At 68.6% G+C, this 25,919-nt stretch carries 24 protein-coding genes and 1 tRNA gene; 15 read left to right on the top strand and 10 right to left on the bottom strand.

The annotated features are described in order from the left end of the window. The first annotated feature begins 36 nt into the window (after nucleotides 1–36). A complete protein-coding gene (locus ACO06I_RS16380; protein ID WP_421933686.1) occupies nucleotides 37–1,290 on the top strand; it encodes a UbiH/UbiF/VisC/COQ6 family ubiquinone biosynthesis hydroxylase in 1,254 nt (417 codons plus the stop codon). Here the strand turns inward: ACO06I_RS16380 and ACO06I_RS16375 are convergent. Beyond that, nucleotides 1,287–2,048: a class I SAM-dependent methyltransferase gene (locus tag ACO06I_RS16375; RefSeq protein ID WP_421933685.1), complete on the bottom strand. Its 762-nt coding sequence runs from the start codon at nucleotides 2,046–2,048 to the stop codon at nucleotides 1,287–1,289. The genes ACO06I_RS16380 and ACO06I_RS16375 overlap by 4 nt on opposite strands. A 241-nt stretch (nucleotides 2,049–2,289) precedes the next feature. Between ACO06I_RS16375 and ACO06I_RS16370 the strand changes: the two genes are divergently transcribed. Both ACO06I_RS16370 and ACO06I_RS16365 read left to right on the top strand, forming a co-directional pair. Further along, nucleotides 2,290–2,835, top strand: a complete 546-nt coding sequence (locus ACO06I_RS16370) for a hypothetical protein (RefSeq protein WP_421933684.1) — start codon at nucleotides 2,290–2,292, stop codon at nucleotides 2,833–2,835. 357 nt (nucleotides 2,836–3,192) lie between these two features. Continuing rightward, a complete protein-coding gene (locus ACO06I_RS16365) occupies nucleotides 3,193–5,124 on the top strand; it encodes a methyl-accepting chemotaxis protein (RefSeq protein ID WP_421933683.1) in 1,932 nt (643 codons plus the stop codon). Between the two features lie 46 nt (nucleotides 5,125–5,170). On the opposite strand, the gene ACO06I_RS16360 is transcribed toward ACO06I_RS16365, so the two are convergent. The 4 genes from ACO06I_RS16360 to ACO06I_RS16345 form a co-directional block, all read right to left on the bottom strand. Next, nucleotides 5,171–5,371, bottom strand: a complete 201-nt coding sequence (locus tag ACO06I_RS16360) for a Trm112 family protein (protein WP_421933682.1) — start codon at nucleotides 5,369–5,371, stop codon at nucleotides 5,171–5,173. A 10-nt stretch (nucleotides 5,372–5,381) separates the two neighbouring features. Continuing rightward, complete coding sequence (locus ACO06I_RS16355) at nucleotides 5,382–6,062, bottom strand: LON peptidase substrate-binding domain-containing protein (RefSeq protein WP_421933681.1); 681 nt, start codon at nucleotides 6,060–6,062, stop codon at nucleotides 5,382–5,384. Further along, nucleotides 6,059–6,955: a tetratricopeptide repeat protein gene (locus ACO06I_RS16350; protein ID WP_421933680.1), complete on the bottom strand. Its 897-nt coding sequence runs from the start codon at nucleotides 6,953–6,955 to the stop codon at nucleotides 6,059–6,061. Before ACO06I_RS16350 ends, ACO06I_RS16355 begins: the two co-directional genes overlap by 4 nt. A 69-nt stretch (nucleotides 6,956–7,024) precedes the next feature. Continuing rightward, nucleotides 7,025–7,546 (bottom strand): prolyl-tRNA synthetase associated domain-containing protein, encoded by a 522-nt coding sequence (locus ACO06I_RS16345; protein ID WP_421933679.1) that lies wholly within the window; start codon nucleotides 7,544–7,546, stop codon nucleotides 7,025–7,027. A 78-nt stretch (nucleotides 7,547–7,624) separates the two neighbouring features. Here ACO06I_RS16345 and ACO06I_RS16340 point away from each other — a divergent pair, with 78 nt between their 5' ends. From ACO06I_RS16340 to ACO06I_RS16325, 4 genes are all read left to right on the top strand, one after another. After that, a complete protein-coding gene (locus ACO06I_RS16340) occupies nucleotides 7,625–8,371 on the top strand; it encodes a DUF6065 family protein (protein WP_421933678.1) in 747 nt (248 codons plus the stop codon). A gap of 108 nt (nucleotides 8,372–8,479) precedes the next feature. Further along, nucleotides 8,480–8,554 (top strand) — tRNA-Gly (locus ACO06I_RS16335). Between the two features lie 95 nt (nucleotides 8,555–8,649). Continuing rightward, complete coding sequence (locus tag ACO06I_RS16330) at nucleotides 8,650–8,979, top strand: DUF6481 family protein (protein WP_421933677.1); 330 nt, start codon at nucleotides 8,650–8,652, stop codon at nucleotides 8,977–8,979. Between the two features lie 97 nt (nucleotides 8,980–9,076). After that, the gene (locus ACO06I_RS16325) at nucleotides 9,077–10,537 is read left to right on the top strand and encodes a class I adenylate-forming enzyme family protein (RefSeq protein ID WP_421933676.1); all 1,461 of its coding nucleotides are present in this window, start codon (nucleotides 9,077–9,079) and stop codon (nucleotides 10,535–10,537) included. Here ACO06I_RS16325 and ACO06I_RS16320 read toward each other — a convergent pair. Continuing rightward, nucleotides 10,516–10,722: a KTSC domain-containing protein gene (locus tag ACO06I_RS16320; protein WP_421933675.1), complete on the bottom strand. Its 207-nt coding sequence runs from the start codon at nucleotides 10,720–10,722 to the stop codon at nucleotides 10,516–10,518. The genes ACO06I_RS16325 and ACO06I_RS16320 overlap by 22 nt on opposite strands. 131 nt (nucleotides 10,723–10,853) lie before the next feature. On the opposite strand from ACO06I_RS16320, the gene ACO06I_RS16315 reads away from it, so the two are divergent. After that, nucleotides 10,854–11,261, top strand: coding sequence for an MAPEG family protein (locus ACO06I_RS16315; protein WP_421933674.1), 408 nt, complete (start codon nucleotides 10,854–10,856; stop codon nucleotides 11,259–11,261). Here ACO06I_RS16315 and ACO06I_RS16310 read toward each other — a convergent pair. After that, nucleotides 11,258–12,028 carry a sulfite exporter TauE/SafE family protein gene (locus ACO06I_RS16310; protein ID WP_421933673.1) on the bottom strand — a complete coding sequence of 257 codons (771 nt, stop codon included), beginning with the start codon at nucleotides 12,026–12,028 and terminating at the stop codon, nucleotides 11,258–11,260. The two genes, ACO06I_RS16315 and ACO06I_RS16310, sit on opposite strands and share 4 nt — an antisense overlap. A 605-nt stretch (nucleotides 12,029–12,633) precedes the next feature. Between ACO06I_RS16310 and ACO06I_RS16305 the strand changes: the two genes are divergently transcribed. The 7 genes from ACO06I_RS16305 (at nucleotide 12,634) to ACO06I_RS16275 (ending at nucleotide 22,209) form a co-directional block, all read left to right on the top strand. Next, nucleotides 12,634–13,164 (top strand): hypothetical protein, encoded by a 531-nt coding sequence (locus ACO06I_RS16305; RefSeq protein ID WP_421933672.1) that lies wholly within the window; start codon nucleotides 12,634–12,636, stop codon nucleotides 13,162–13,164. A 26-nt stretch (nucleotides 13,165–13,190) separates the two neighbouring features. Further along, nucleotides 13,191–15,203 (top strand): TonB-dependent receptor plug domain-containing protein, encoded by a 2,013-nt coding sequence (locus ACO06I_RS16300; protein ID WP_421933671.1) that lies wholly within the window; start codon nucleotides 13,191–13,193, stop codon nucleotides 15,201–15,203. A gap of 209 nt (nucleotides 15,204–15,412) precedes the next feature. After that, nucleotides 15,413–16,048, top strand: a complete 636-nt coding sequence (locus tag ACO06I_RS16295; RefSeq protein ID WP_421933670.1) for a LysE family translocator — start codon at nucleotides 15,413–15,415, stop codon at nucleotides 16,046–16,048. A gap of 479 nt (nucleotides 16,049–16,527) precedes the next feature. Next, on the top strand, nucleotides 16,528–17,355 hold the full coding sequence (locus ACO06I_RS16290) for a hypothetical protein (protein ID WP_421933669.1): 828 nt from the start codon (nucleotides 16,528–16,530) through the stop codon (nucleotides 17,353–17,355). A gap of 26 nt (nucleotides 17,356–17,381) precedes the next feature. Further along, the gene (locus tag ACO06I_RS16285; RefSeq protein ID WP_421933668.1) at nucleotides 17,382–19,394 is read left to right on the top strand and encodes a TonB-dependent receptor plug domain-containing protein; all 2,013 of its coding nucleotides are present in this window, start codon (nucleotides 17,382–17,384) and stop codon (nucleotides 19,392–19,394) included. A gap of 56 nt (nucleotides 19,395–19,450) precedes the next feature. Beyond that, on the top strand, nucleotides 19,451–21,415 hold the full coding sequence (locus ACO06I_RS16280) for a HAMP domain-containing methyl-accepting chemotaxis protein (protein ID WP_421933667.1): 1,965 nt from the start codon (nucleotides 19,451–19,453) through the stop codon (nucleotides 21,413–21,415). A gap of 212 nt (nucleotides 21,416–21,627) precedes the next feature. Further along, a complete protein-coding gene (locus ACO06I_RS16275) occupies nucleotides 21,628–22,209 on the top strand; it encodes a CC0125/CC1285 family lipoprotein (protein ID WP_421933666.1) in 582 nt (193 codons plus the stop codon). Nucleotides 22,210–22,282: 73 nt separating this feature from the next. Here ACO06I_RS16275 and ACO06I_RS16270 read toward each other — a convergent pair whose 3' ends face one another. The 3 genes from ACO06I_RS16270 to ACO06I_RS16260 form a co-directional block, all read right to left on the bottom strand. Beyond that, nucleotides 22,283–23,515, bottom strand: a complete 1,233-nt coding sequence (locus tag ACO06I_RS16270; protein ID WP_421933665.1) for an argininosuccinate synthase — start codon at nucleotides 23,513–23,515, stop codon at nucleotides 22,283–22,285. Nucleotides 23,516–23,579: 64 nt separating this feature from the next. Then, nucleotides 23,580–23,942: a hypothetical protein gene (locus ACO06I_RS16265; RefSeq protein ID WP_421933664.1), complete on the bottom strand. Its 363-nt coding sequence runs from the start codon at nucleotides 23,940–23,942 to the stop codon at nucleotides 23,580–23,582. Then, nucleotides 23,942–25,858, bottom strand: coding sequence for a potassium transporter Kup (locus ACO06I_RS16260; protein ID WP_421933663.1), 1,917 nt, complete (start codon nucleotides 25,856–25,858; stop codon nucleotides 23,942–23,944). Before ACO06I_RS16260 ends, ACO06I_RS16265 begins: the two co-directional genes overlap by 1 nt. Nucleotides 25,859–25,919: the final 61 nt, after the last annotated feature.

Here is a 25,919-nt window from a genome sequence, read left to right as displayed (position 1 = left end):
CTGGACGCCCCGGCCCGATCGTCGGCATATCGGCCCATGAGCGAGACCTTCGACGCCGATGTCATTATCGCCGGGGCCGGCATGGCCGGGGCCACCCTGGCCCTGGCCCTGAAACAGGGCGGCCTGACCCCGATCCTGATCGACCCCATCGTCTTCGACGCCCAGCTGGCGCCGACCTTCGACGGCCGCTCCTCGGCCATCGCCTACGCCAGCTTCCGTCAGTGGCGGGCGCTGGGCCTGGCCCAGGACATCGAGCCCCACGCCCAGCGGATCGAGCAGATCCTGGTGACCGACGGCCGCAGCCCCGGCGCCTCGGTGGGCAAGCCCTCGCCCTTCTACCTGCGCTTCGACTCCGCCGAGATCGCCGACCGTTCCGACGGCGAGCCCCTGGGCTACCTGCTGGAGAACCGCCGCTCCCGCGCCGCCCTGGCCGCGGCGGTGGAGAAGGCCAAGATCACCGTCCTGGCCCCCGCCCGGGTGGACCAGGTCAGCTTCGATACCGACTGCGCCCGGGTCACCCTGGAGGACGGCCGGGTCCTGACCGCCCCCCTGGTGGTGGGCGCCGAGGGCCGCGCCTCGGTGGTGCGCGCCGCCGCCGGGATCAATTCCCTCGGTTGGGCCTACGCCCAGACCGGCGTGGTGGCCACGGTGAAGCTGGCGCGCCCGCACGAGGGCGTGGCCCACGAATATTTCCTGCCGGGCGGCCCCTTCGCCATCCTGCCGCTCACCGAGGACCGGGCCAGCCTGGTCTGGACCGAACCCACCGCCAAGGCCCAAGCCCTGAAATCGGCCCGCCCGGAGGTGTTCCACGCCCACCTGCAGCGCCGGTTCGGCGCCCTGCTCGGCGAGGCCCAGGTGATGGGGCCGGTCTTCACCTATCCCCTGTCCCTGCAGCTGGCCGAGCGCATGTGCGCGCCGCGCGCCGCCCTGCTGGGGGACGCCGCCCACGGCATCCATCCCATCGCCGGCCAGGGGCTGAACCTGGGGCTGAAGGGCGCCGCGGCCCTGGCCGAGGTGCTGGTGGACGCCGCCCGCCTGGGGGAGGACATCGGCTCGGAGGTGGTGCTGGAGCGCTACGCCCGCTGGCGGCGGTTCGACAACATCTCGGTGGTGGCCGCCTGCGACCTCTTCGTGCGGCTGTTCTCCAACGACAATCCCCTGCTGCGTCTGGCGCGGGGGGCGGGCATGGCCGCGGTCAACCGCATCGGCCCCGCCCGCCGGTTCTTCATGAACGACGCGGGCGGAGCCCTGGGGGACCTGCCCCGGCTGCTGCGGGGCGAGGCCCTCTAGTCCGGCGCTCGGGCCTCGAAGTTGAGGATGCCGTCGCCCGCCCTGGGGGCGCGGCCGGGCCGGTAGTTGGCGCTTACGGCGATGTCGGCGAACCCCGTGGCGGCCAGCGCCATCTGGAACTCCCGCATCCCCCAGACCCGGTAGGCGAACAGCTCGAGCTGGCTCTCCAGCAGCCGCCCGTCGCGCCACCGCTCATAGGTGTCGTGATTGACCCGCCTCTGGCCGACAGGGTCGGTCTCGACGCGCTGGGAATTCAGCCGCAGCAGGTCGCCATTGGCGGCGGTCCAGCTTCGCACCCCGCCCGGAGCCTCGAGGAAGCTCATGGGGGGCAGGTCCACCAGCAGCAGGCCCCCCGGCGCGAGCGCGTCGTGGAAGCGCCCCAGCACCGCCAGGGCGGCGTCGAAGTCATCCACCAGCATGAAGGAGCTGGCCGGCACGATGATGGCGGCGAAGGCTCGGTCGAAGGCGAAGTCCTGGAACCTGGCCTGGGCCAGGACCGGCGCCAGGCCGCGGGCCTGGGCGTTGCGCCGGCAGACCGCCAGCATCTCGGCGGAATGGTCGAACCCCACCATGTCCAGGCCTGCCTCAAGCAGGGGGATGAACAGGCGGCCGGTCCCCACGGCGGCCTCCAGGATGGGGCCCTCCAGGTGCTTCAGGCGGTTCTGGTAGTAGGGGATGTCGAACAGCGACCCGACCGGTTTGTCGAGGTCGTAGATCTCCGCACAGAGGCTTCCGTAGCGGTTGAGAATGTCGGTCATGATGTCTCGTCGTCGCGAGGTGTCAGGCATGCGCCAGGGCCCGCTCGAGGCGGCCGGCGCGCGAAAACCTGCGGACGCTGGAAGGGGCGCTAGGCGCCCGGAGCGGTCCGCGTGGACGAACGAGCCTTCATGAAACCGCCTCCCGACCTGAAGATGAGGCCGGAACGGTGCGCGGGCGGGGGTGGTCTGTCAATTGCGCCGCCGCGCAGCCCTCGCTATCGGATGGCGAGGGGAGGGGACCATGACCGCGCGGCGCATCCACATCGTCGGGGCCTCGGGCTCGGGGACCACCACCCTCGGCGCCGCCCTGGCCGCGGCCATGGGCGCGCCGCATCACGACAGCGACACCTTCTTCTGGCTGCCCACGGAGCCGCCCTTCACCACCCAACGGCCGCAGGAGGAGCGGCTTGCGATGTTGAAGGCCGCCGTGCCGGAGGGCGAATCCTGGGTGCTGTCCGGCTCCCTGTTGTCCTGGGGGCTGGAGGTGGCCGACCGGTTCGACCTGGTGGTCTTCCTCTATCTCGACCCCGAGATCCGCATGGCCCGCAGCCTGGCCCGTGAACGCGCCCGCTATGGCGACCGGATCCTGCCCGGCGGCGACATGCACGAGATCCACGCGAAGTTCGTGGCCTGGTCGCGGGGCTATGACGACGGCTCCAACGGCGGCCGCAGCCTGCCCAGCCACCGCGCCTGGCTGTCGACCCTGACCTGCCCCGTCCTGGAGATCGGCGACGCGCCGACGGTGGAGGAGAGCGTGGCCCGGGTGCTGGCGGTCGCCCGCGCCTGACGCCCTTGCGGCGCAATGTCGCGCCCTGGGCGGGCCCGACCGGCGGCTCCGTCCGCGACCCTCCAGCGAGCCCCGATGTCCTTCGAGGCCGACCCAACGACGACAAACCCTTTGCCGTTTTCGGAAAAGGCCCCTGCGGCCATGCGGGATCGGCGCACCTGGAATTGTGGTGCGCGGCGCCCTGCAACCTCAGGCTCAGTTCAGGTCACGCCCATGGCGGGTACAGAGGCCACAGGCCAATTTACTTGTCCTTATCCAGTATTAACGCGTCGTATACCAACCCGCTCGATCTGTCGTCTTTCCGACCGTTCGCGCATCCCCGCGCGCCGACGGTCTGAAGGCGTGCAAGGGCCCCACATGACGTTTTTCGATAACTGGAAGATCTCCGCCAAGATCCTGACCGCCCTGCTGGTGGTCTCGCTCGCCTTTGCGGCCAGCGCCACCTTCGGCAGCCTTCAGATGGTGAAGACGCAGAAGGCCTATGCGGTCCTGACCCAGCACAGCGCGCCATCGGCCCTTGAGCTCTCGCGCGCCAACCGGCAGGTCAACCAGATCGGCTACGCCGCCTATCGCACCATCGCCTATGACGGCGCGGGCGCCGAGGCCCAGGCCGCCAAGGCCGCCTACGAGGACGCCGTCGTCAAGCTGAGGGCCAATCTCGACAAGGCGGCCAAGCTGGAGCCGAAGGACGCCCCCAAGATCGCCGAGTTCCGGACCCGGGCCGAGGAGATCGCGACCGGGGGCGGCCAGGCCGTCGCCCTGGGCCTGCAGAATCAGTCGGCCGAGGCCAACGCGGTCATGGCGGCCCTCGACCCCAAGATCGCGGCCCTGACCTCGGACCTGCGCGCCTTCAACGAGGCCTCCGCCTCCGCCGACGAAAAGATCAGCGCCGACCTCGCTGCGGCCAGCAGCCGGACGGTGATCGCCAATATCGCCATGGCGGTGGCCGGCATCGGCGCCGGCCTGGCGGTCGGAATCTGGATCGGAAACGGCAAGATCTCCGGTCCGCTCAACCGCCTGGCCGAGCGCATGGGGCGCCTGGCCGGCGGCGACCTGGAGGTCGAGGTGGACGGCCAGGCCCGCGGCGACGAGGTGGGCCTGATGGCCAAGGCGGTTCAGGTGTTCAAGGACAACGGCCTGCGGGCCCGGGCCCTGGAGACCGAGGCCACGGAGCTGCGGTCCGCCGCCGAAAACGAGCGGGTGATGACCGAGGCCGAACGCAAGAAGATCGAGGCCGAGCAGGCGATGGTGGTCTCCACCCTGGCGGCCAATCTGGGGCGCCTGGCCCAGGGGGACCTGACCTCCCGGATCGAGGCGGAGTTCACCGGCCAGTATCTGCAGATCAAGAAGGACTTCAACGCCGCCGTCGACAGCCTGGAGGAGGCCATGGGGGCCATCTCCACCGCCACCGACGGCATCAAGGGCGGCTCGGACGAGATCGCGACGGCCTCGGACGACCTGTCGCGGCGCACCGAGCAGCAGGCCGCCAGCCTGGAAGAGACCGCCGCGGCCCTGGATCAGATCACCGCCACCGTGCGCCGCAGCGCCGAGGGCGCCAAGCAGGCCTCCACCGCCGCCGCCACCGCCCGCACCGACGCCGCCCGCTCGGGCGAGGTGGTCAATGAGGCGGTCTCGGCCATGGGGGAGATCGAGGAGAGTTCTGGCCAGATCACCCAGATCATCAGCGTCATCGACGAGATCGCCTTCCAGACCAACCTGCTGGCCCTGAACGCCGGGGTCGAGGCCGCCCGCGCCGGCGACGCCGGCAAGGGCTTCGCGGTGGTGGCCTCCGAGGTCCGCGCGCTCGCCCAGCGGTCCGCCGAGGCCGCCAAGGAGATCAAGGCCCTGATCGCCTCCTCCTCCTCCCAGGTGGAGCGCGGGGTCAGGCTGGTGGGGGAGACGGGCGAGGCCCTGACCGCCATCGTCAGCCGGGTGACCGAGATCGACACCCTGATCTCCGAGATCGCCCAGTCCTCCCAGGAGCAGGCCACCGGCCTCAACCAGGTCAATACGGCGGTCAACCAGATGGACCAGGTCACCCAGCAGAACGCCGCCATGGTGGAGCAGGCCACGGCGGCGGCCTCCAGCCTGCGCTCCGAGGCCGACGACCTCACCCAGCTGGTGGCGCGCTTCCAGACCGGGAAGCGGCAGGCCAGGTCCGCCGCCCGCCCGGTGGTCGCCCAGCCGGGCCGCCATGCGCCGGCCGCCAATCCGGTGGCCCGCGCCCAGGGCCGCCTGGCCGCGGCCATGGCCCCGGCGCCCTCAAGCAATGAATGGGAAGAGTTCTGATTGAGGCCCAGGCCTCGGGTGGCGTGGGAAACGAGCCGGTGAGAAGCTAGTCGGCCAGCTCGCGCGCCTCTTCGGGCAGCATGATCGGCACCCCGTCGCGGATGGGATAGGCGAGCCTGGCCGACTTGGAGATCAGCTCGCTCCGGTCGCGGTCATAGCTCAGGGGCCCGTGGGTCACCGGGCAGACGAGGATTTCCAGCAGGCGCGGGTCGATCTCGGCGGTGAGGGCGGGGAGGGGCTGGGTCATGGCGCCATCCCTACTGCATGGAATGGCCGGCGTCATCGCCGTCTTCCAGGGCGTCGATCTCCAGCAGGGTGGTGAGCGCGTCCACCCGCTCGATGAGGGTCGGCGCCTCCAGCAGGGCCTGTTTCTCCAGGGGCTCGAAGGGCAGGCCCATGGCCAGGCTGGTGACCAGGCTCTCCAGGGGCGCGGTCTCGGCGGTGTCCCAGTCGATGTCCAGTTCGCGGCGGTTCAGGTATTTCTTCAGCGCCTTGGCGAACCGCTTGCGGTCGAACTCGTCGGGATCGACCTCCTCGTCGGCCAGATCCCCGAAGAAGGGGGCGAAGGCGGTGCGCACCTGGCGATAGGGGGTCTTCACCGGCAGCTCTTCCCCGGCCTCGAACCGGCAGACCCCGGTCAGGGTGATGAGATAGGTGCCGTCGGAGGTCTCGTTGAAGCTGGTGATGCGTCCGGCGCAGCCGACATGGGCCAGGTTGGGCCGCGACCGCTCGCCGCCGGGCCGGGTCTGGACCATGCCGATCATGCGGTCGCCGGCCATGACATCGTCGATCAGGTTCAGGTAGCGCGGCTCGAAAATCCGCAGGGGCAGCTCCCCGCCGGGCAGCAGCATGGCGCCGTCCAGGGGAAAGACCGGGATCACCTGCGGCAGGTCGCCCGGGCTCTGGTAGCCGCCGGGGACGGCGCGTTCGCCCTTCATGAGAACAGGATCGACGACAGCCGCCGCCTCCCCGACCGGGCCACGTCGGAACCGGGGCCTGCGGCCTCGAAGATGGTGATCAGCTGCTTGCGGGCCGCCTCGTCGTTCCAGGCGCGGTCGGCCTCGATGATCTTCAGCAGGTGATCGGACGCCGCCTCCCAGGCGCCGCGGCCGGCCAGGGCCGTGGCGATCTCGTAGCGGGCCTGGTGGTCATTGGCGTCGGCGGCCAGGCGCTTCTCCAGGTCGGAGGTCTCCTCCGGCGCGGCGTCGGCCAGGGCGAGCGCCGCGCGCACGCTGTCCAGGTCGGGGTCCTTGGCGCCTTCCGGGGCCATGCCGGCGATCTCGCGGGCCCGCTCGGGCTCGCCGCCCTGCAGATAGACCCGGGCCAGACCTCCCAGGGCCTTGGCGTTGGCGGGGTCGCCCTGCAGCACCTGGGCGAAGGCCTGGGCCGCGCCGCCCAGGTCCCCCAGCTCCAGGGACTCCTTGGCCATGGCCAGAAGTTCGTCGGTCTCGTTGGCCGGCGCCTGGCCGGCGATGCGGTCGACGAACTGCTTCACCTGGCTGTCGGGCAGGGCGCCCATGAAGCCGTCGATGGGTTGCCCGCCGGAGAAGGCGAAGACCGCGGGGATCGACTGCACCCGCAGCTGGCCCGCGTACTGCGGGTGCTGGTCGATGTCGATCTTCACCAGCCGGACCTTGCCCTTGGCCGCCAGCACCGCTTTTTCGATGGAGGGGCCCAGCTGCTTGCAGGGGCCGCACCAGGGCGCCCAGAAGTCGACGATGACCGGGACGGTCTTCGACGCCTCGATGACGTCGGCCATGAAGCCCGCGTCGCTGCCGTCCTTGATGAGGTCGCCGCCGGCGCCCGGCGCGGTTTCACCGATGAGGGTCATGGTCTGCAGTCTTTCCCGTCCGGGGGTTGAACGTCTCGGCGCCTAAAATGGTCCCAAGCGGCCCGCGCTTCAACGGACGAAACCATCCTCGACCACAGCCATGGCCGTGAAATCCACCACCAAGGGCGCGATACCCAGGGCCTCGAAGAACCGCCGCAGCCCCGCCTGGCTCACCGTGGTGGTGGCGGTGTTGGTGAGAGGGTGAAAATTTACCCGTTCCGCCTCGGCCAGCGCCCGGTCCAGGACGAAGGTCACCCGGCGGCCGGTGTCGTTGATCATGGCGAAGGCGGTCACCGAGCCCGGGGTCACCCCCAGGGTCTCCGCCATCAGCTCGGCGCTGCCGAAGGAGAGCCGGGCCGAGCCGATCACCGGGTGCAGGCGCTTGAGGTCGATCACCGTGGTGTCCTGGGCCGAGATCAGCCACAGGCGGCCCTTGGCGTCCTTCAGGAACAGGTTCTTGCTGTGGGCGCCGGCGATGCCGTGCTTGATGTCCTCGCCCTCCCCCACCCGGAACACCGCCTCGTGCTCGGTGGTGGCGTGGTCGATCCCGTGGGCGTCGAAGAAGGCGATCAGGTCGGGGCGAGTCAGCATTCGGCTTGATACCGAACTGGACGCGGGCGCGACAGGCTGGCTAGACCAGAGACTGGTCACTTGCGTCGAGAGCCCGCCATGGAACTTGAGTGCTACCCCACCGCCGAACGCCCGCCGGAAATCGTGCCGGGCCGCCCGCAGCGGGCCTGGATGGACCACTTCGCCGAGCGCCATCCCTACCGGTGCCTGCCCCTGGCCATGGCCAACACCACCGGGTGGGAGATCCTCTGCCCCATGGCCTTCACCGCCGAATGGAACGGCGGGGCCCGGCAGGAGGACATCAAGCTCAAGACCGACCACCCGCACCCGGACTTCCACAACTTCGCCAAGAGCCACTTCAGCCACGGCGTGGTGACCTTCCACCCCGGCTACCTGTTCCGCACCCCGCCCGGCTGGTCGATGATCGCCCAGGGACCTCCCAACCACGTCAAGGACGGCATCCAGCCCTTGGCGGGCCTGGTGGAGACCGACTGGCTGCCCTTCCCCTTCACGATGAACTGGATCTTCACCCGCCCCGGCGTGGTGCGGTTCGAGAAGGGCGAGCCCTTCTGCTTCATCACCCTGACCCAGGACAAGGTGATCGCGGAGGTCCAGCCGGTGATCAAGTCGATGTCCCGCAATCCCGAACTGCGCGACCAGTACGACGTCTGGGAGAAGCACCGGGCGGAGTTCAACAAGAAGATCTTCCAGCTCGATCCGGAGGCCACCAAGGCCGCCTGGCAGCGCTATTACTTCAAGGGCGAGTTCCCGCCGGAGATCGAAAACGAGGCTCCCAAGGACCACGTGAACAAGCGCCGGCTCAAGGCGCCGCGCTTCATGGGGTGAGAAAGACGCCAATAGAGGCCAGCCCCGCTTGCCAAGCCCCGGACCCTCTGCCATAAGCCCGCTCTCGAATTTCGGGGCCATTCCTGACAGGGATCGGTTTCACGGAGTGCGGGCGTAGCTCAGTGGTAGAGCACAACCTTGCCAAGGTTGGGGTCGAGAGTTCGAATCTCTTCGCCCGCTCCAGAAATTCGATCGACCCGCAGGCCCGGCGTACCTCCCCATCCGGGGGAAGGGACGGCGAACCGGAACCGGGCCCTGATATGGAACTTTAAGACCGCATGTTCGAACCCAAAGGCATGAAGCACGCCGACCGCCAGGCCACCTCGGCCGCGGCCAAGAAGGCCCTGCTGGAACGCTTCAAGCCCAAGCCCACCGTCATCGATCCGAATATCGAGGCCCGCAAGGCCGCCGCCGCCGCCGAGCTGGAGGCCGTCCGCGCCGCCCGCAACGCCGAGCGCGAGACCAAGCGCGCCGCCGCCGCCGAGGCCGAGCGCCTGCGCCTGGAGGACGAAGCCATCACCCAGGAAGCCCGCGACCTCGATCTGCGCGCCAAGCAGAAAGAAGCCCGCGACCTGCGCTACGCCGCCCGCAAGCAGAAGCGGAAGTAGGGGCCAAGCCTCACAGCCTCGAGACGACCCGACGCCCGCCTCCGCAAGGACGCGGGCGTTTTCTATCCGCCTTGCGCCGCCGCGCGTTGAGCCCTGTATGTTCGAACAGCTTATCGCCTATCAGGCCGGGCAGCAGCCCGACGCCGTGGCCCTGGTCCACGGCCAGGACAGCTTCACCTTCGCCCGCATGGCCGCCGACATCGGGCGCTGCGCGGCCTGGCTGGCGACCCTGGACCTGCCCCTGGACGCCCGCGCCCTGGTCTGCACGCCCCATCCCTACCTGCACTGGGTGCTGACCTTCGCCCTGGAGCAGAGCGGCCTGGTGAGCGCCTGCAGCGCCACGGCGGAGGACATCCCCCGCGACATGGCCCTGCTGAAGCCCCAGGTGCTGTTCGCCAGCGCCCCGCCCGCTGGCCCGCCCCTGGTTCCCACCCATCGGATCGACCAGGCCTGGATCGACGCCCTGTGGGCCCATGCGCCCAGCTCGGCGCGGCGGCGTCCGCGCGGCAAGGATGATCCCTGCCGCATCATCGTCACCTCGGGCACCACCGGCTCGCCGAAGAAGATCCTGCTGACCCGCGAGGTGATCGATGTCCAGACCGGCGCCCTGCTGTTCAACCAGTTCTATGTCCGGCCGCGGCTGCGGGCGGCCGCCACGGTGGGCGCCGGCTCCATCGGCGGCCTGAAGACCAGCCTGCTGTGCTGGGCCCAGGGGGGAACCATGTGCCACCCCGATCCCGCGATGGGCTGGGCCCCGGCCCTGGACGCCCTGGAGATCAACCTGATCCGCCTGGCCCCGCACCATCTCCAGACCCTGCTGCGAGCCCTGCCCGGCGACGCCACGCCCCGCCCCGACCTGATCGTCGGCGTCATCGGCGGCTCGATCTCCAAGGCCCTGGCCGAGGAGACCCGGGCCCGGCTGAGCGGAAACATCGTGGTCAATTACGGGTCCACCGAGGCGGGGGCCACGGCGCTCGGCCGGCTGGCGGACATGGCCGGCGCGGAGGACGCCGCGGGGTTCGTCTGTCCCTGGGCGGAGGTTCAGATCCTGGGTCCGGAGGGCGAGGTCCTGCCGCCGGGCCAGGTGGGGGAAATCCGCATCGGCGGGTCTGGCCTGGTGGAGGGCTACATGGACGATCCCGCGGCCACAGCGCAGATGTTCCGCGACGGCTGGTTCTGGCCGGGCGACCTGGGGGTGATCGACGACCGCGGCCTGCTGCGGGTGGTGGGACGGACCAACGACCTGATGAACGTCGGCGGGGCGAAGTTCCTCGCCTCGCGGCTGGAGGCCCTGGTCCTGGCCGTGGAGGGGGTCTGCGACGCCGCGGTCTTCCTGGCGCCGGACGCCGATGGCCTGGACGCCCCCCACGTGGCCTATGTGGCCGCCGAGGGCCTCGACCTGGCTTCCCTCCGCCGGGTGATCGAAGGCGCGCTGGGGCGGCCGGCGCGGCTGCTGCGGGTCGCGCAGACGCCGCGCAACGCCATGGGCAAGATCCAGCGCGACCGCCTGCGCCAGATGCTCGCCGACGAGCCCGGTCAGGCCTCGATCTTGTTGTAGGGATACTGGTCGCGGATCTCGTAGGCGAAGAACTGGCCCTTGGAATCGGCGTCGATGAAGCTGCGGTGCACCTCGCCGGGCACCCCGACATAGACGTACTCGTCTCCGTCGTGGAACCGGACGAACAGCTTTGAGCGATTCTCGTCGTAGCGGATGTCGCTGATAGCGGCGGATTGGATCTGCATCGGGACCTCCAAAGTCTCCGTCGACGGACTAAAACACCACGAGCCTGGGGGATGGTTCCCGCGGGGACCGACGCGTGTCACCTTGACGCGAACCGGCCACAACCTGGGCCGGAGGAATTTCGGGGGAAATCATGCAACCGCACTACGAAGTCGCCATCGTCACCATCGCGGCCCTGCTCGTCTATGTCTGGATGGGGTTGCGGGTGGGCAAGGCCCGTCAAGTTTCCGGCATCGCCGCGCCCGCCATGCACGGCGACGCTCACCTGGAGCGCAATATCCGGGTCCACTACAACACCCTGGAATGGCTGCCGGTCTTCCTGGCCGGCCTGTGGTTGTTCGCCATCTACTGGGACGACCGCATCGCCGCGGCCGTGGGTGTGGTCTGGATTATCGGGCGCATCGTCTATGCGCTGGGCTATGTGGCCGATCCCGGCAAGCGGGAAGCGGGCTTCCTGATCCAGGCCCTGGCCGCCGCGATCCTGCTGTTCGGCGCGCTCGGCCGGGTCATCTGGGCCATGCTGCAGACCGGGACGGTCTAGGCGAACAGCACCCAGGCCTGCCAGAGCGACAGGCCGGTCACCAGGGCCCCCACCAGCCAGGTCAGGGCCCGCAGGGGCAGGACCTTGGTGGCCCAGCCGGCGACGGGGGCGGCCACCACCCCGCCGGCGATCAGGCCGACCACCGACCACAGGTGGTCGGTCAGGCCCGTCGTCTCCCAGTGGCCGGTGACGAGGGCGGTGACGAAGGCCGCCGAGACCGCCACCGACATGAAGAACTCCGCGGCGTTGGTGGTGCCGATCGCCTGGCGGGGGTCGGCGCCGCCGCCCATCAGGGTGGAGGTGACCACCGGCCCCCAGCCGCCGCCGCCCACGGCGTCGAAGAAGCCGCCGGTGAGGCCGAGCGGGAAGGGCAGGCGCCAGGAGAACAGCTTGGGGCGGGCCTGCCGCCAGGCGCGATAGAGGATCACCAGGCCCATCAGCCCCAGCCAGCCCACCACATAGGGCTTGATCACCGCCCCATCGATGGAGGTGAGCAGGTAGGTTCCGGCCACCCCGCCCAGCACGCCGCCCGCCGACAGGAGCAGCAGCAGTCGCCAGCCGATGTTGCGGTGATAGATGTGGCTGATGGCCGAGGCCGCGCCGGTGAACATCTTGGCGGCGTGCACGCTGGCCGAGGCGTTGGCGGGGCTGACCCCGAGCGCCAGCAGCACGGTGGAGCAGATCACCCCATAGGCCATGCCGAGCGCGCCATCGACGAGCTGGGCGGCGAAGCCCACCGCGACGAACAGCCAGAATTCGGAACCCATGAGGTCGCCCCTTTGTGCGCGGCCTATGTGGCGGAAATTCCCCACCCGAGCATTGGGGATTAACTCGGGTCCTGTGCAAGTTTTCTGAAGGCCTCCGGGTGGCCTCCGCTCCCCGGGCGGCGGCGGCGGCGGCGGCCCCCCGAATCAGTCGCCGCTCGTCTATCTTGCCAACCGGATCATACCCAAAACGGGTATAACGTGTTGTTTTCAATGGGATATTTATCGCGACAAAACGTCCCAAGCTCACGGTTGCGACCATCTGCCCGTAAGAATAGAGCTAACGCGCGACCGCAGTTTCGAGGGTCGGCCCTACCGCGGTAGGGCCAGTGGCCGCTTCAGACGAGATGGGCGTCTCCGCGATAAGACGAGGAGACATGCGGCTTTGACCCGCCATCTCTCCTGAGTTGTTCAACCGGTCGATCTTGGAAATGCAAAAGTAGCGCCAGTATAAGTGGCTCGCAGGCCGTCCAGTTTGTTGGAATTGCTGTTGATCTGACATCATGATCCCGGCGCCATGACTAGGACTCGCCCCGTCGGTCATTAGGTGTTTTACCGGGTTTTGCTATCCCTCGCCCCGTTCAGCCCAAACGGGCGAGGGGAAAACGATGTCACGACACCACAAGACACTGCTGGCCGCAGGAGCGATGACGCTCATGCTGGCGGCGCCGATGGTCGGCCACGCCGACCCGGCCAAGGACCTGGCGGTCGCCGCCCGGGCCCTGACCTTCCTGGAGAACGGTCCCACGGGCCGCGCCGTGCTGGGGGTGGTCTTCGATCCTTCCAAGCCGGGCTCGGTGGCCGAGAAGAACGCCATCATGGCCGCGCTCGGCGCGGGCTATGCGGCCGGCGCCGTCACCCTGACCGGCAAGCCGATCGAGGCCTCCGCGGTGGGCGGCGCCAGCGGCGTCGCGGCGCTCTACGTCACCGAGGGCGTCAGCTATGGGGCCGTGGGCTCCGCGGCCAAGGCCAAGAAGATGATCACCATCGGCTCGGACCCGGCCTGCGTGATGTCCGGCGCCTGCGTGATGGGCGTCTCCACCGACCCCAAGGTCGACATCACCGTCAACCGCGCGGCCGCCGCCGCCGTGGGCGCCACCTTCAAGGCCGCCTTCCGCATGATGATCAAGGAGGTCTGAGCCTGAAGGCTCGGAAAGAACACCCCATGAAAAAGCAATTCCTTCTCGCCGGCGCCGCCGCCGGCCTGGCGCTCGCCGCCTCCAACGCCCAGGCCCAGTCCATCGACTACGGCTCTCTGCAGGAGCTGTTCGGCGAAGCCGTCACCACCTCGGCCACCGGCTCGCCGCAGCGCTCCACCGAAGCGCCCGCCGACATGCAGATCATCTCGGCCGACGAGATCCGCCGCTCCGGCGAAACGAGCCTGCCCGGCATCCTCCAGCGGGTGGCCGGCATCGACGTGCTGAACCATTCGGCCGGCCAGTCGGACGTCAATGTCCGCGGCTATGACCAGGTCAGCTCGCCGCGCCTGCTGGTGCTGGTCAACGGCCGTCAGGTCTATCTGGACCACTACGGCGTGACGATCTGGGCCACCATCCCGGTCCAGCTCGACGAGATCCGCCAGATCGAGGTCGTGAAGGGCCCCAACAGCGCCCTGTTCGGCTTCAACGCCGTCTCCGGCGTGGTCAACATCATCACCTACAACCCGAAGTTCGACGACACCGACGTGGTGACCGTGCGCGCCGGGACCCACGGCTCCACCAGCGGTTCGCTGGTGAGCACCTTCAAGCTGGGCCAGGCCCTGTCGGCCCGCCTCTCCGTCGGCGGCAGCCGCCAGGACGAGTGGGCGGCCAAGGCTGTCCTGCCGACCGCGGACGAGCTGCATGATCCCCAGGCGGCCTCGGCCAATCTGGACGTCGTCGCCCAGCTGGCCGAGAAGACCGAACTGCGGATGGAGGGCTCCTGGTCCAACATTCAGGAGGACAGCCGGGCCGCCGGATCCTCCTATACCGTTCTCAAGATGATCACCAATTCCGAGAAGGCCACCCTGACCTCGGACACCAGGCTTGGCACCATTCAGGCCCAGGTCTATCAGAACCAACTCACGGCGAAGTACAGCATCGCTGGCGGCATCTACTGGAAAAACACCATCACGGTGGCCAGCCTGCAGGACCTGTTCAAGGTTGGTACGGCCCATACCTTCCGGTTGGGCGGCGAATATCGGCACAACACCCTGAATATCGCGCCGGCCAATACGTCGGACGTCAGCTACGACGTTGCGGCGCTGTCGGGCATGTGGAACTGGGAGGTCAACGACAAGCTGACCACCACCACCGCCCTCCGCGTCGACCGGATGTCCCTGGAGCGCACCGGGCCCTTCCTGCCCCGCGCGCCGAACGGCGACAACAGGCTCTGGGACCGCGATATCACCAAGACCAGCGCCAATGCGACGGTGGCCTGGCGGCCGACCGACGCGGACACCTTCCGGCTGTCCTACGGCCGCGGGGTTCAGGCCCCCAGCCTGATCGAGCTCGGCGGACTTGAACTGCCGCTCGCCGCTGGGCCCATGACCCTGGACATCGTCGGCAATCCGAAGCTGAAACCCTCGATCGTCACCAACTACGAGCTGGCCTACGACCACGACTTCGCGCCGATCAAGGCCAGGCTCGGTGTGCGTCTGTTCAGCCAGGACTGGAAGGACATCAAGACCGGTATCAGCACCGCCGCCTTGGACTTCTACCCCACCCTCACGACCAATGGCGGCTTCACCCAGATCAACGGCCTGAATTCCAAGTTGAAAGGCGCCGAAATCACGGCGTCCGGGAAGATCACCCCCGAGCTGGGCTGGCGCGCCGACTACACCATGACCGACGTGAAGGACGCGCCGTTCGCCGGCGTCAACACCTTCGCCCGGGGCGTCGCCTTCCAAGAGACCACCCCCAAGGGCCGAGGCAATGTCGGCGTCGACTACGTCAAGGGCCCCTGGGAGGCTGACGCCAACCTGCACTATGTCGGCGACTATCAGTTCTACGATGTCGTCACGACCAAGCTCACCCCGGTGAACGCCTTCGCCAGTCTCTCGGCGCGGGTGGGCTACAGGACCGAGACCGGGATCACCCTGGCCCTCGCCGGCCAGAACCTGCTGCACGAGCGTCAGAACCAGACCAGCGGTCTCGGCGCCGAGCGACGCGTCCTGTTCACGGTCAGCAAGACCTGGTGACCTGACGGCCGCCGCCCTCCCCGGCGGCCGACACCTCCAGGCCGGACGCGGTCCGCCGCGTTCCAGAGGCTCCAGGGCGCCCCCGCCCTGGAGCCTTTTTGCTGTGCGCTGAAACCCCACAGGGGACCGCGGGGCCGCATGACCTATCGCGGAGGCGGCGGACGGGCTAGCTGGGGCGTGACCCCGATTCAGCCCCCGCGACCTTGCTCATGACCGCCCTTCCCGTCGATCCGACCCGCTACGCCACCTTCCTCGGGGTGATGGCGGTGATGGCCGTGACGCCCGGCCCGGCCAACGTCTTCGCCATCGCCATCGGGGCCGAGCGGGGGCGCCGGGCGGCGCTCACCGCCGTGGCCGGCATGAACAGCGCCACCCTCGTCTGGTTCGCCGTGGCGGCGCTGGGCCTCGGCGCGGCGGTCCTGGCCTTTCCGCAGGTCTTCCACCTGATCGCCTACGCCGGAGCGGCCTATGTCGCCTGGCTGGGGCTCAAGAGCCTGCTGGCGGCCCGCATCCCCACCCTGGGCGAGCTGAAGCCCGCCGTCCTCCGTCCCGGCCGCCACGCCTTCCGGGACGGCTTCGCGGTGCAGATCTCCAACCCCAAGGCGATCCTGTTCTTCACCGCCGTCCTGCCGCCGTTCCTCGATCCGCACCGGCCCCTGCCGCTGCAATTGGCCAGCTTCGCCTGCGGCACCATCGCCTTCGACGTGATCGCCATGAGCGCCTACGGCCTGGGGGGCGCGGCGCTCGCGCGGCGGATGACCGAGCCGCGGTTCCGCCGGGGGTTCCAGGTCGTCGTGGGGATCCTGCTGATCAGCGCCGCGGCCCTGATGGCCCTCCGCCGCTAGACCGGCCCCACCCCGCGGGGGGCCAGGACTACCCGGGGCGGTCCTCCCCCATCCCCAAATCGGGTATAGTGTCGTGAATTCAGAGCCTTAATGGGTGCGACAAAGCGCCCGGCCCGGGGGTGCGACAATAGGTTCCAACCCAGTAAGGTTAAGCTTCTTCGCCAGTCTCGGGACCCGGCCCTACCGCGGTAGGGCCAAGCGTAGGCCGACCTTCGAGAGCATCGGCGACCGGTCGATGCGATGTTGATGCCTGCGACGCCCCCGGTTTTCGAAGCCGAACTTAAATAATAATGCAACCGACTCTGGGTATTACCAAGACAATATACGATCTGATTACATAAGTATGGCCGTTCAGTGCGCGACATCACTGTATTTCGTGCGCGAAAATCCAGCAACCGCACTGCGGCGATTAACTTCTATTTACCATTGAGCGGTTCAAAAGCGCCCTCACTTAGCCCGCACCGGGTGAGGGAACGACGATGTCGCGACACCACATGAAGCAGCCGACGGCGGGGGCCATGGCCCTCCCCCTGGTGACGCCCGCGATCGGCGTCAGCGGGCCGACGGCGGCCGAGCGAGGCGCGTCCGAGGCGGGCCGCGAGCCCGGCCGCATCGGCTTGCTCACCGGCGGACGCCACGAGCATCGGACCCCGGCGGCCGCCCGCGCGGCCCGAGGCCCGACGCGCCCACCGAACCATCCGCCGCAAGGCGCGGGATTCCATTCCTTACCAGAGACCTCCGCCAGAACGGCGCGGGGCGACGACCAGAGGGGTTACATGTCGATCTCAACGAAGAAACTGCTGTCGGCGGGGGCCATGGCCCTCGTCCTGGCGGCGCCCGCCGTCGGCCACGCCGATCCGGCCAAGGACCTGGCCGTGGCCGCCCGGGCCCTGACCTTCCTGGAGGGCGGACCCGCCGGCAAGGCGGTTCTGGGGGTGGTCTTCGATCCTTCCAAGCCGGGCTCGGTGGCCGAGAAGAACGCCATCATGGCCGCGCTCGGCGCGGGCTATGCGGCTGGCGCCGTCACCCTGACCGGCAAACCGATCGAGGCCTCCGCGGTGGGCGGCGCCAGCGGCGTCGCGGCCCTCTACGTCACCGAGGGCGTCAACTACGGCGCGGTCGGCGGGGCCGCCAAGGCCAAGAAGCTGATCACCATCGGTTCGGACCCGGCCTGCGTGAAGTCCGGCGCCTGCGTCATGGGCGTCGCCACCGAACCCAAGGTCGACATCACCGTCAACCGCGCGGCCGCCGCCGCCGTGGGCGCCACCTTCAAGGCCGCCTTCCGCATGATGATCCACGAGATCTGAGCAGAACAGCCAGAGAAAGCCATTTCATGAAAAAGCAAATCCTCCTGGCCGGCGCCGCCGCGAGCCTCGCGCTCGCCGCCTCCGCGGCCCACGCCCAGTCCATCGACTACGGCTCCCTCGAGCAGCTGTTCAACGAGCCCGTGACCACCTCGGCCACCGGTTCGCCGCAGCGCTCCACCGAGGTGCCGGTCGACATGACCATCATCTCGGCCGCCGACATCAAGCGCTCGGGCGCCAGCGACCTGCCCACCATCCTCAGCCGCGTCGCCGGCGTGGACGTGCTCAACTTCGCCGCCGGCCAGTCCGACGTCGGCATCCGCGGCTACAACCAGGCCCGCTCGCCGCGCCTGCTGGTGCTGATCAACGGCCGTCAGGTCTATCTGGACCACTTCGGCTACACCGACTGGACCGCCCTGCCGATCTCCCTGGGCGAGATCCGCCAGATCGAGGTGGTCCGCGGACCCAACAGCGCCATCTTCGGGTTCAACGCCGTCTCCGGCGTGGTCAACATCATCACCTTCAATCCGAAGTTCGATGACATCAACGTCGCCGAGGCCCGGGTCGGCACCGGCGAGAGCGCCGGCGTCTCGGTCGTCCAGACCATGCACCTGGGCGACAAGGTCTCGGTCCGGCTCTCGGCCGGCGGCGAGCACCAGAACGAGTGGAAGGACAACAGCGCGGCCGTCACCGCCGCCATGATCCACAATCCCTCGACCCTGCATGCCAATGTCGACGCCGTCGTCGAGATGGGCCCCAAGGCCCAACTACGGGTGGAAGGCTCCTATTCCAACGGTCAGGCCTCGCAGGTCATCTCGACCTTCGCCTATGCCCAGCACCGCATCAAGACGGACTCCCTGAAGGCCACGCTCAGCGCCGACACCAAGCTCGGCCTGATCCAGGTCCAGGGTTATCATAACGATCTGGACGCCCTGACGCCTGGCCGCCGCTATCTGAACGGCATCACGGTGGCCAGCATCGAGGACCTGTTCAAGATCGGCGCGGCCCACACCGTCCGCGTCGGCCTGGAATATCGCGACAACCAGCTCGACACCGCCTCCTACTCGGGCGCCAAGATCAGCTACAAGGTCCTGGCCCCCTCGGTGATGTGGAACTGGGTGGTCAATCCCAAGCTCTCCCTGACCGCCGCCGCCCGCCTGGACAAGCTGACCCTGGAACGCACCGGGCCCTTCCCGGCCGGCGTGCCCCAGACCAACAACGCGCTCTGGGACCGCGACATCAAGGAAACCAGCGTCAATCTCGGCGCGGTCTTCAAGGCCACCGACAAGGACAGCCTGCGCGCCACCTACGCCCGCGGCGTCCAGGCCCCGACCCTGCTGGAGCTGGGCGGCCTGATCATCCCGCCCGCCACCCCGGCTCCGGTGGGCTTCCTGATCGAGGGCAATCCGTTCCTGGATCCGGCCATCGTCACCAACTACCAGCTGACCTATGACCGCGACCTCGCCCCGCTGCGGGCCAAGGCCAGCGTGAAGGTCTTCATGCAGAAGACCGAAAGCGTGAAGGGTCAGTTCTCCACCGCGATCATCGACATCCCGGCCACGGCGACCACCTGGAACGCCTATCAGTACGCCAACACCGGCGACTCCGAGATGAAGGGCGTGGAAATCGCCGCCTCCGGCAAGTTCGGGACGGGCTTCCACTGGAGCGCCGACAGCACCTACACGAAGGTCGAGGACAAGCCGACCATCAGCTCGGCCGCCCTGATCCTCCGGAAGGTCGACTTCGAAGCCACCACGCCGAAATATCGCAGCAACCTGGCCCTCGGCTGGGCGGACGAGAAGTGGGCGATCGACGGTTATGTTCACCAAATCAGCAAGTTCTCCTCCTACAACGGGAACCTGCTGGAGGCCGTGCCGGCCTACACCACCCTCGCCGGCCGCGTGTCCTATAAGCTGGAGAACGGCATCGAGCTGGGCCTGAACGGCATGAACCTGATGCACGGGCGCCAGTCGCAAGCCAAGGGCCCCAGCGGCCTGCAGGCCGAGCGTCGGGTGCAGTTCACCCTCAGCAAGGCCTGGTGATCTAGAGCCGACCCCGCGGCGCCGCCGCGGGGTCACGCTTCTTCTGGAGAATTGAGATGAAGACCTTCCGCCTCGCCGACCTCTCCCTCGTCGTGAAGATGGCGTTCGCTCCGGCCTTCGCCGTGCTCATGCTGGCCCTGGTGGCTGGCGGGGCGCTGTGGAGCCAGCAACAGCAGACCAAGGCCATCGATCGCATCGTCAGCGAGGATATGGCCGTCAGTCTCGACCTGGCGCGCATCTCCAAGCGCATCACGTCGGTGCACGGCGAACTCTACCTGCTGATGACCCACACGGCCGCCACGCCGGGAACCGACGCCACCGCCCAGCTGCAGAAGCTGATGGCCGACGTCGACGCCATCAAGGCCGAGCTGGTCCAGGTGAAGGGCAAGATGCCCGCCGACGAGCGCAAGGCCTTCGACTCCCTGATCAAGGATCTCACCGACTATCGCGGCGGGATCGAGGTCGTGGGCTCCATGCTGGGCATCGACTTCGCCACCGCCGCGGCCTTCGTGGAACCCTTCGAGGTCCAGTACAACCGCATGACCCAGACCCTGGACGCCGCCACCGCCAAGGTCCAGGCGGCCGCCAAGGCGCATGCCAAGGCCAGTGCGGCCCAGGCCACCCTCAGCGGCCAAGTCGCCATGGGCGGGGCGCTCATCACCCTGCTGGCCGTCGCCGGGATCTCCATTGGCACCATCCTGGGGGTCAAGCGCGCCATCCAGGGCATCGCTGGGGCCACCGAGAAGCTGGCCGCCGGGGACAACAACCAGGACCTCGACAAGATCGCCCGCGGCGACGAACTGGGGGCCATCGTTGGCTCCCTGGGGGTCTTCCGCGACAACCAGCTCCGCCTGGCCTCCATGCGTGAGGAACAGGAGACGATGGCGGCGCGCGAGGAAGCCACCCGCGCCCAGGCCGAAAAGGAACGGGCCGAAGCCCAGGCCGCCCAGGCCGCCGTGGTCAGCACCCTGGCCGACGGCCTGTCGCGGCTGTCCCAGGGGGATCTGACCCATTCCATCGACCAGGCCTTCCCCGAGGAATACGAGGCGCTGCGTTCCGACTTCAACGCCGCGGTCGACAAGCTGCGGGAGGCGATGCAGGTCATCGTCGCCACCAGCTCCCAGATCGGCTCCAGCGCCGAGGAGATCGCCGGCGCGTCGGACGACCTGTCGCGCCGCACCGAGCAGCAGGCCGCCTCCCTGGAGGAGACCGCCGCGGCCCTGGATGAGATCACCGCCACGGTGAAGAAGTCCGCCGAAGGGGCCGGTCACGCCCGCCAGGTGGTGCAGACCGCCAAGACGGGCGCGGCCGACGGCGGCGAGATCGTTCGCCAGGCCGTCCTGGCCATGGGCGAGATCGAACGCTCCTCCACCCAGATCAGCCAGATCATCGGGGTGATCGACGAGATCGCCTTCCAGACCAACCTGCTGGCGCTCAACGCCGGGGTCGAGGCCGCCCGCGCCGGGGAGGCCGGCAAGGGCTTCGCCGTCGTCGCCTCCGAGGTCCGGGCGCTCGCCCAGCGCTCGGCGGAAGCCGCCAAGGAGATCAAGGCCCTGATCAGCGCCTCCTCGACCCAGGTCGGGTCCGGCGTGCAGCTGGTGGGCAAGACCGGCCAGGCCCTTGAGATGCTGGTGGCGCAGGTGGACGAGATCGACGGCCTGGTGGGCGAGATCGCCGCCTCGGCCAGGGAGCAGGCCACCGGCCTCAACGAGGTCAACGCCGCGGTCAACAAGATGGACCAGGTGACCCAGCAGAACGCGGCCATGGTGGAGCAGTCCACCGCCGCCGCCCACGCCCTGAACGACGAGGCCAGCGAGCTTCGCCGCCTGATGGGCGACTTCCGCACCGGCGCCGAGAATGCGCCGCCGCGCAAGGCCGCCCGCGCGCCGAACCGTCCGCGCATCGCCGGCGCGGATTCGCGTCCCGCGGCCTCCCCGCCGCGGCGCATGGCCGAGAAGATCCGCGCCAACTTCGGCGGCGGCGCGGCCCAGCAGAAGACCCAGGACTGGGAGGAATTCTGATCCCGGTCTGACCTCACCTAGCCCGGCGGCGTCCCCCGCCTCCGGGTCCGGCTTTCCTCCCCCCCGAGGATTCGACTGGCGCGCGCTTGATTCAAGGCAGGCGCGCGCCGACTTTTTCCGGTTTCAAGTTTGACATCCGGCCCTTGGCCGCAACCAAAATAAAGCCCATGTGTTCGGCTGGAATATCCGCCCGATCCACTTGGTGCCTCGTCATGAAACGCCGTTCCGCCGCCCTCGCCGCCAGTTTTGTCGTCTTGGCGACTCTTGGCGCCTGCGCCACCGCCACGCCCTACCAGCCCAATATTCCCGGCCAGCAGGTCAAGGGCGGCTTCTCCGAGGTGCGCCTGGAGGCCGACCGCTACCGGGTCACCTTCTCGGGCAACAGCCTCACCTCCCGCGAGACGGTGGAGGGCTACCTGCTCTATCGCGCCGCCGAGCTCACCGTGAACCAGGGCTATGACTGGTTCACCGTGGTGGATCGCCAGACCGACCGCGACGCGCGGACCTATGTCGAGCCCGATCCCTTCTACCGCCCCTGGTATGGCCCGCGTTACGGCTTCTGGCGGCCCTCCTGGCGCTATTACGGCGCGGGCTACGGCTGGCGCTCTTGGGACCCGTTCTATGGCGACCCCTTCTGGGCCGACCGCATGGACGTCCGCACGGTGGAGCGTTTCGAAGCCACCGCCGAGATCGTCATGCACAAGGGCGTCAAGCCCGAGGGCGACGCCCACGCCTTCGACGCCCGCGCGGTGATGGACAATATCGGCCCCCGCGTCCTGCGCCCGGCACCGTGAGATCCTGAAACGAAAGACGCCCGCCCCCGGACCTGGGGGCGGGCGTCTTGCTGTCCGGCGTTCGGAAAGGGCCTCAGCCCTTGATGCGCTTGTCCCGCTTGGCGGCGACTCGCAGGCGCAGGGCGTTGAGCTTGATGAAGCCCGAGGCGTCGTTGTGGTCGTAGGGCGCCTGCCCCTCCTCGAAGGTGACCAGGTCCTGGTCGTAGAGGGAGTAGGGGCTGGTGCGGCCGATGATGGTGACATTGCCCTTGTAGAGCTTCACCCGCACCTGGCCGGAGACCATCTTCTGGCTGTGGTCTATGGCCGCCTGCAGCATCTCGCGCTCGGGGGTGAACCAGAAGCCGTTGTAGATGAGCTCGGCGTATTTCGGCATCAGCTCGTCCTTCAGGTGCATGGACCCGCGGTCCAGCGTGATGGACTCGATGCCCCGGTGGGCGGCCAGCAGGATGGTCCCGCCCGGCGTCTCGTAGACGCCGCGGGACTTCATGCCGACATAGCGGTTCTCCACCAGGTCCAGGCGGCCGACGCCGTTGTCGTGACCCAGCTCGTTGAGCTTGGTGAGCAGGGTCGCCGGGCTCATGGCCACCCCGTCGATGGCCACCGGATCGCCGTGCTCGAAGTCCAGGGTGAAGACCGTGGGTTTGTCCGGCGCGTCCTCCGGCGCGATGGTGCGCATGTGGACGAACTCCGGCGCCTCGACGGCGGGGTCCTCCAGCACCTTACCCTCGGAGGAGGAGTGCAGCAGGTTGGCGTCGACGCTGAAGGGCGCCTCGCCGCGCTTGTCCTTGGAGATCGGGATCTGGTGCTTCTCGGCGAAGTCGATCAGGGCCTCGCGGGACTTGAAGTCCCATTCCCGCCACGGCGCGATGACGTGGATGTCCGGCTCCAGGGCGTAATAGGCCACCTCGTAGCGGACCTGGTCGTTGCCCTTGCCGGTGGAGCCGTGGCTGACGGCGTCGGCGCCCACCTTGCGGGCGATCTCGATCTGCTTCTTGGCGATCAGCGGCCGGGCGATGGAGGTGCCCAGCAGGTACTGGCCCTCATAGACGGTGTTGGCGCGGAACATCGGGAAGACGTAGTCGCGGACGAATTCCTCGCGCAGGTCCTCGATGAAGATGTTCTCGGGCTTGATCCCCAGCAGCAGGGCCTTGTCGCGGGCCGGGCCCAACTCCTCGCCCTGGCCGAGGTCGGCGGTGAAGGTGACCACCTCCGCCCCGTACTCGGTCTCCAGCCACTTCAGGATGATCGAGGTGTCCAGCCCGCCGGAATAGGCCAGGACGACTTTCTTGATCGCGGGCTTGGACATGTGCGTTGCGGTCTTTCGGCAGAGAGGGAGGTCGCGGGCGTATAGGGGCCAAAGGCCCGGCGTATCAAGACTTGAGCGCGCCTTCGCTCTCCAGCAGCTCGAGGGCCGCCTTCAGCCAACGCAGGTGACCCACCGCGATCAGGGCCGCGGCGGTGGCCCGCACCCCGAACAGGATCACCGACTGCTCCACGCTGGTGGCGGCGTTGCGGTTGAAGGCCACCAGGGCCAGGCCAAGGAAGAAGGCCGCCGTCGGGATCAGCAGCAGGGCCAGGTTGCGCTTCAGCCGCAGGGTGGGCTTGCCGTTCAGGGCGAACTGCAGCGGCACCTTCGTCTCCGGCGTCATCCGGCCCCAGGCCATGCGGGTGGCCGAGGCCATGATGGAGAGCGCGATGATCCACAGGGCGTCGCCCACCAGGGAGAACAGCATCAGACGGTCACCTGGGTTCCGAGCTCGACCACCCGGCCGGGGGGAATCTTGTAGAAGTCGGTGGGGTTGGCGGCGTTGCGCATCAGGAAGATGAACAGCTTGTCCTGCCAGAGCGGCATGCCCGACTGGGCCGAGGCCACCACCGAGCGGCGGCCGAGGAAGAAGCTGGTGGCCATGATGTCGAACTTCAGGCCGAGCTTGCGGCACAGGCCGAGCGCCTTGGGCAGGTTCGGGCTCTCCATGAAGCCGTAGTTGATGGTGACCTTCTTGAAGTCGTCGTTGATCGGCTCGATCTGCACCCGGTTCTCCTCCTTGACCCGCGGGGTCTCGGCGGTGTGGACCGTCAGGATGATGTTCTTCTCGTGCAGCACCTTGTTGTGCTTGAGATTGTGCATCAGGGCCACGGGCGCCATGTCCGGGTCGGAGGTCAGGAAGATCGCCGTGCCGGGCGCCCGGTGCGGGGCGCGGACCTTGAGGATCTCCGACAGCTCCAGCAGGGGCACGGAGTCGCGGCGGGTCTTGTCGGTGAGGATCTGGGCGCCGCGGGTCCAGGTCCACATGATCACCACCAGGGCCAGGCCCAGCACCAGGGGCAGCCAGGCGCCCTGCGGGATCTTCAGCAGGTTCGAGGAGATGAAGGTGACGTCCAGGGCGCCGAAGCCGATGGCCGCCGCCCAGGCCTGCCAGGTGGGCCTGTGCCACATGTGCTTGATGATCACGAAGAACAGCAGGGTGTCGACGAACATCGCCCCGGTCACCGCGATGCCGTAGGCCGCCGCCAGGTTCGACGAGTTGCGGAAGGTGAACAGCAGGACCAGCACCCCGATCATCAGGATGGTGTTGACCTGGGGCACGAAGATCTGGCCGGCCTGGGTCTCGCTGGTCCGGCGGATGTCGATGCGCGGGAAGAGGCCCAGCTGCACCGCCTGCTGGGTCATGGAGAAGGCGCCGGTGATCACCGCCTGGGAGGCGATGACCGTGGCCGCCGTGGCCAGCAGCAGCACCGGCCAGTAGATGACCTCCGGGATCATCTCGAAGAACGGGTTGGACCGCGCGGCGGGATGGGCCAGCACCAGGGCGCCCTGGCCCAGATAGTTCAGCAGCAGGGCCGGCAGGACCAGGATCACCCAGGCGGCCTGGATCGGCTTCTTCCCGAAGTGGCCCATGTCGGCATAGAGGGCCTCGGCCCCGGTCACCGCCAGGAAGACGCTGCCCAGGATGATGAAGCCCAGCAGGCCGTTGTCCCACAGGAAGATCAGCCCGTAGTGCGGCAGCAGGGCGCGGATGATCGAGGGGTCGTCGATGATGTGATAGACGCCCAGGCCCGCCAGGACCAGGAACCACAGGGCGGTGATGGGGCCGAAGAACTTGGCGATGCCGGCCGTGCCCTTGGCCTGGACCATGAACAGGGCCACCAGGATGGCCGCCGAGATGGGCACCACCAAGGGCGCCATCTTGTGTCCGACGCCGGGCGCGTCCTTCAGGCCCTCGATGGCCGAGAGCACCGAGACCGCCGGGGTGATGATGCCGTCGCCGTAGAACAGCGCCGCCCCCACCACGCCCAGGAAGAAGACCGCCGTCGAGCGGCGGCCCAGGGAGCGCTGGGCCAGGGCCATCAGGGCGAGCGTCCCGCCCTCGCCCTTGTTGTCGGCCCGCATCAGGAAGACCACGTATTTGATGGTCACGATGAGGATCAGGGCCCAGGTCACCAGGGACACCACCCCCAGCACCGCGATCTCGTTGGAGACCGAGTGGCGGGTGTGATGCAGCGCCTCGCGCATCGCGTAGAGCGGACTGGTGCCGATATCGCCGAACACCACGCCGATGGCCCCCAGCGCCAGGGCGCGGAAGCTGTCCTTGTGGGGGGCGTGCAGCGAATCCTCCGTCGCCTCGGCGACGCTGGCCGGATCAGCCATCCAAAGTCTCCGGGACCGAAAAGGCGGTTCCCTTGGTCGGCAGGATGCCGTGTGCGGCGGG

Origin of the sequence: Phenylobacterium sp., assembly GCF_965229015.1 — a bacterium.
Taxonomy (GTDB): Bacteria; Pseudomonadota; Alphaproteobacteria; order Caulobacterales; family Caulobacteraceae; genus Phenylobacterium.
This window is presented reverse-complemented; position numbering and strand designations above follow the sequence as displayed.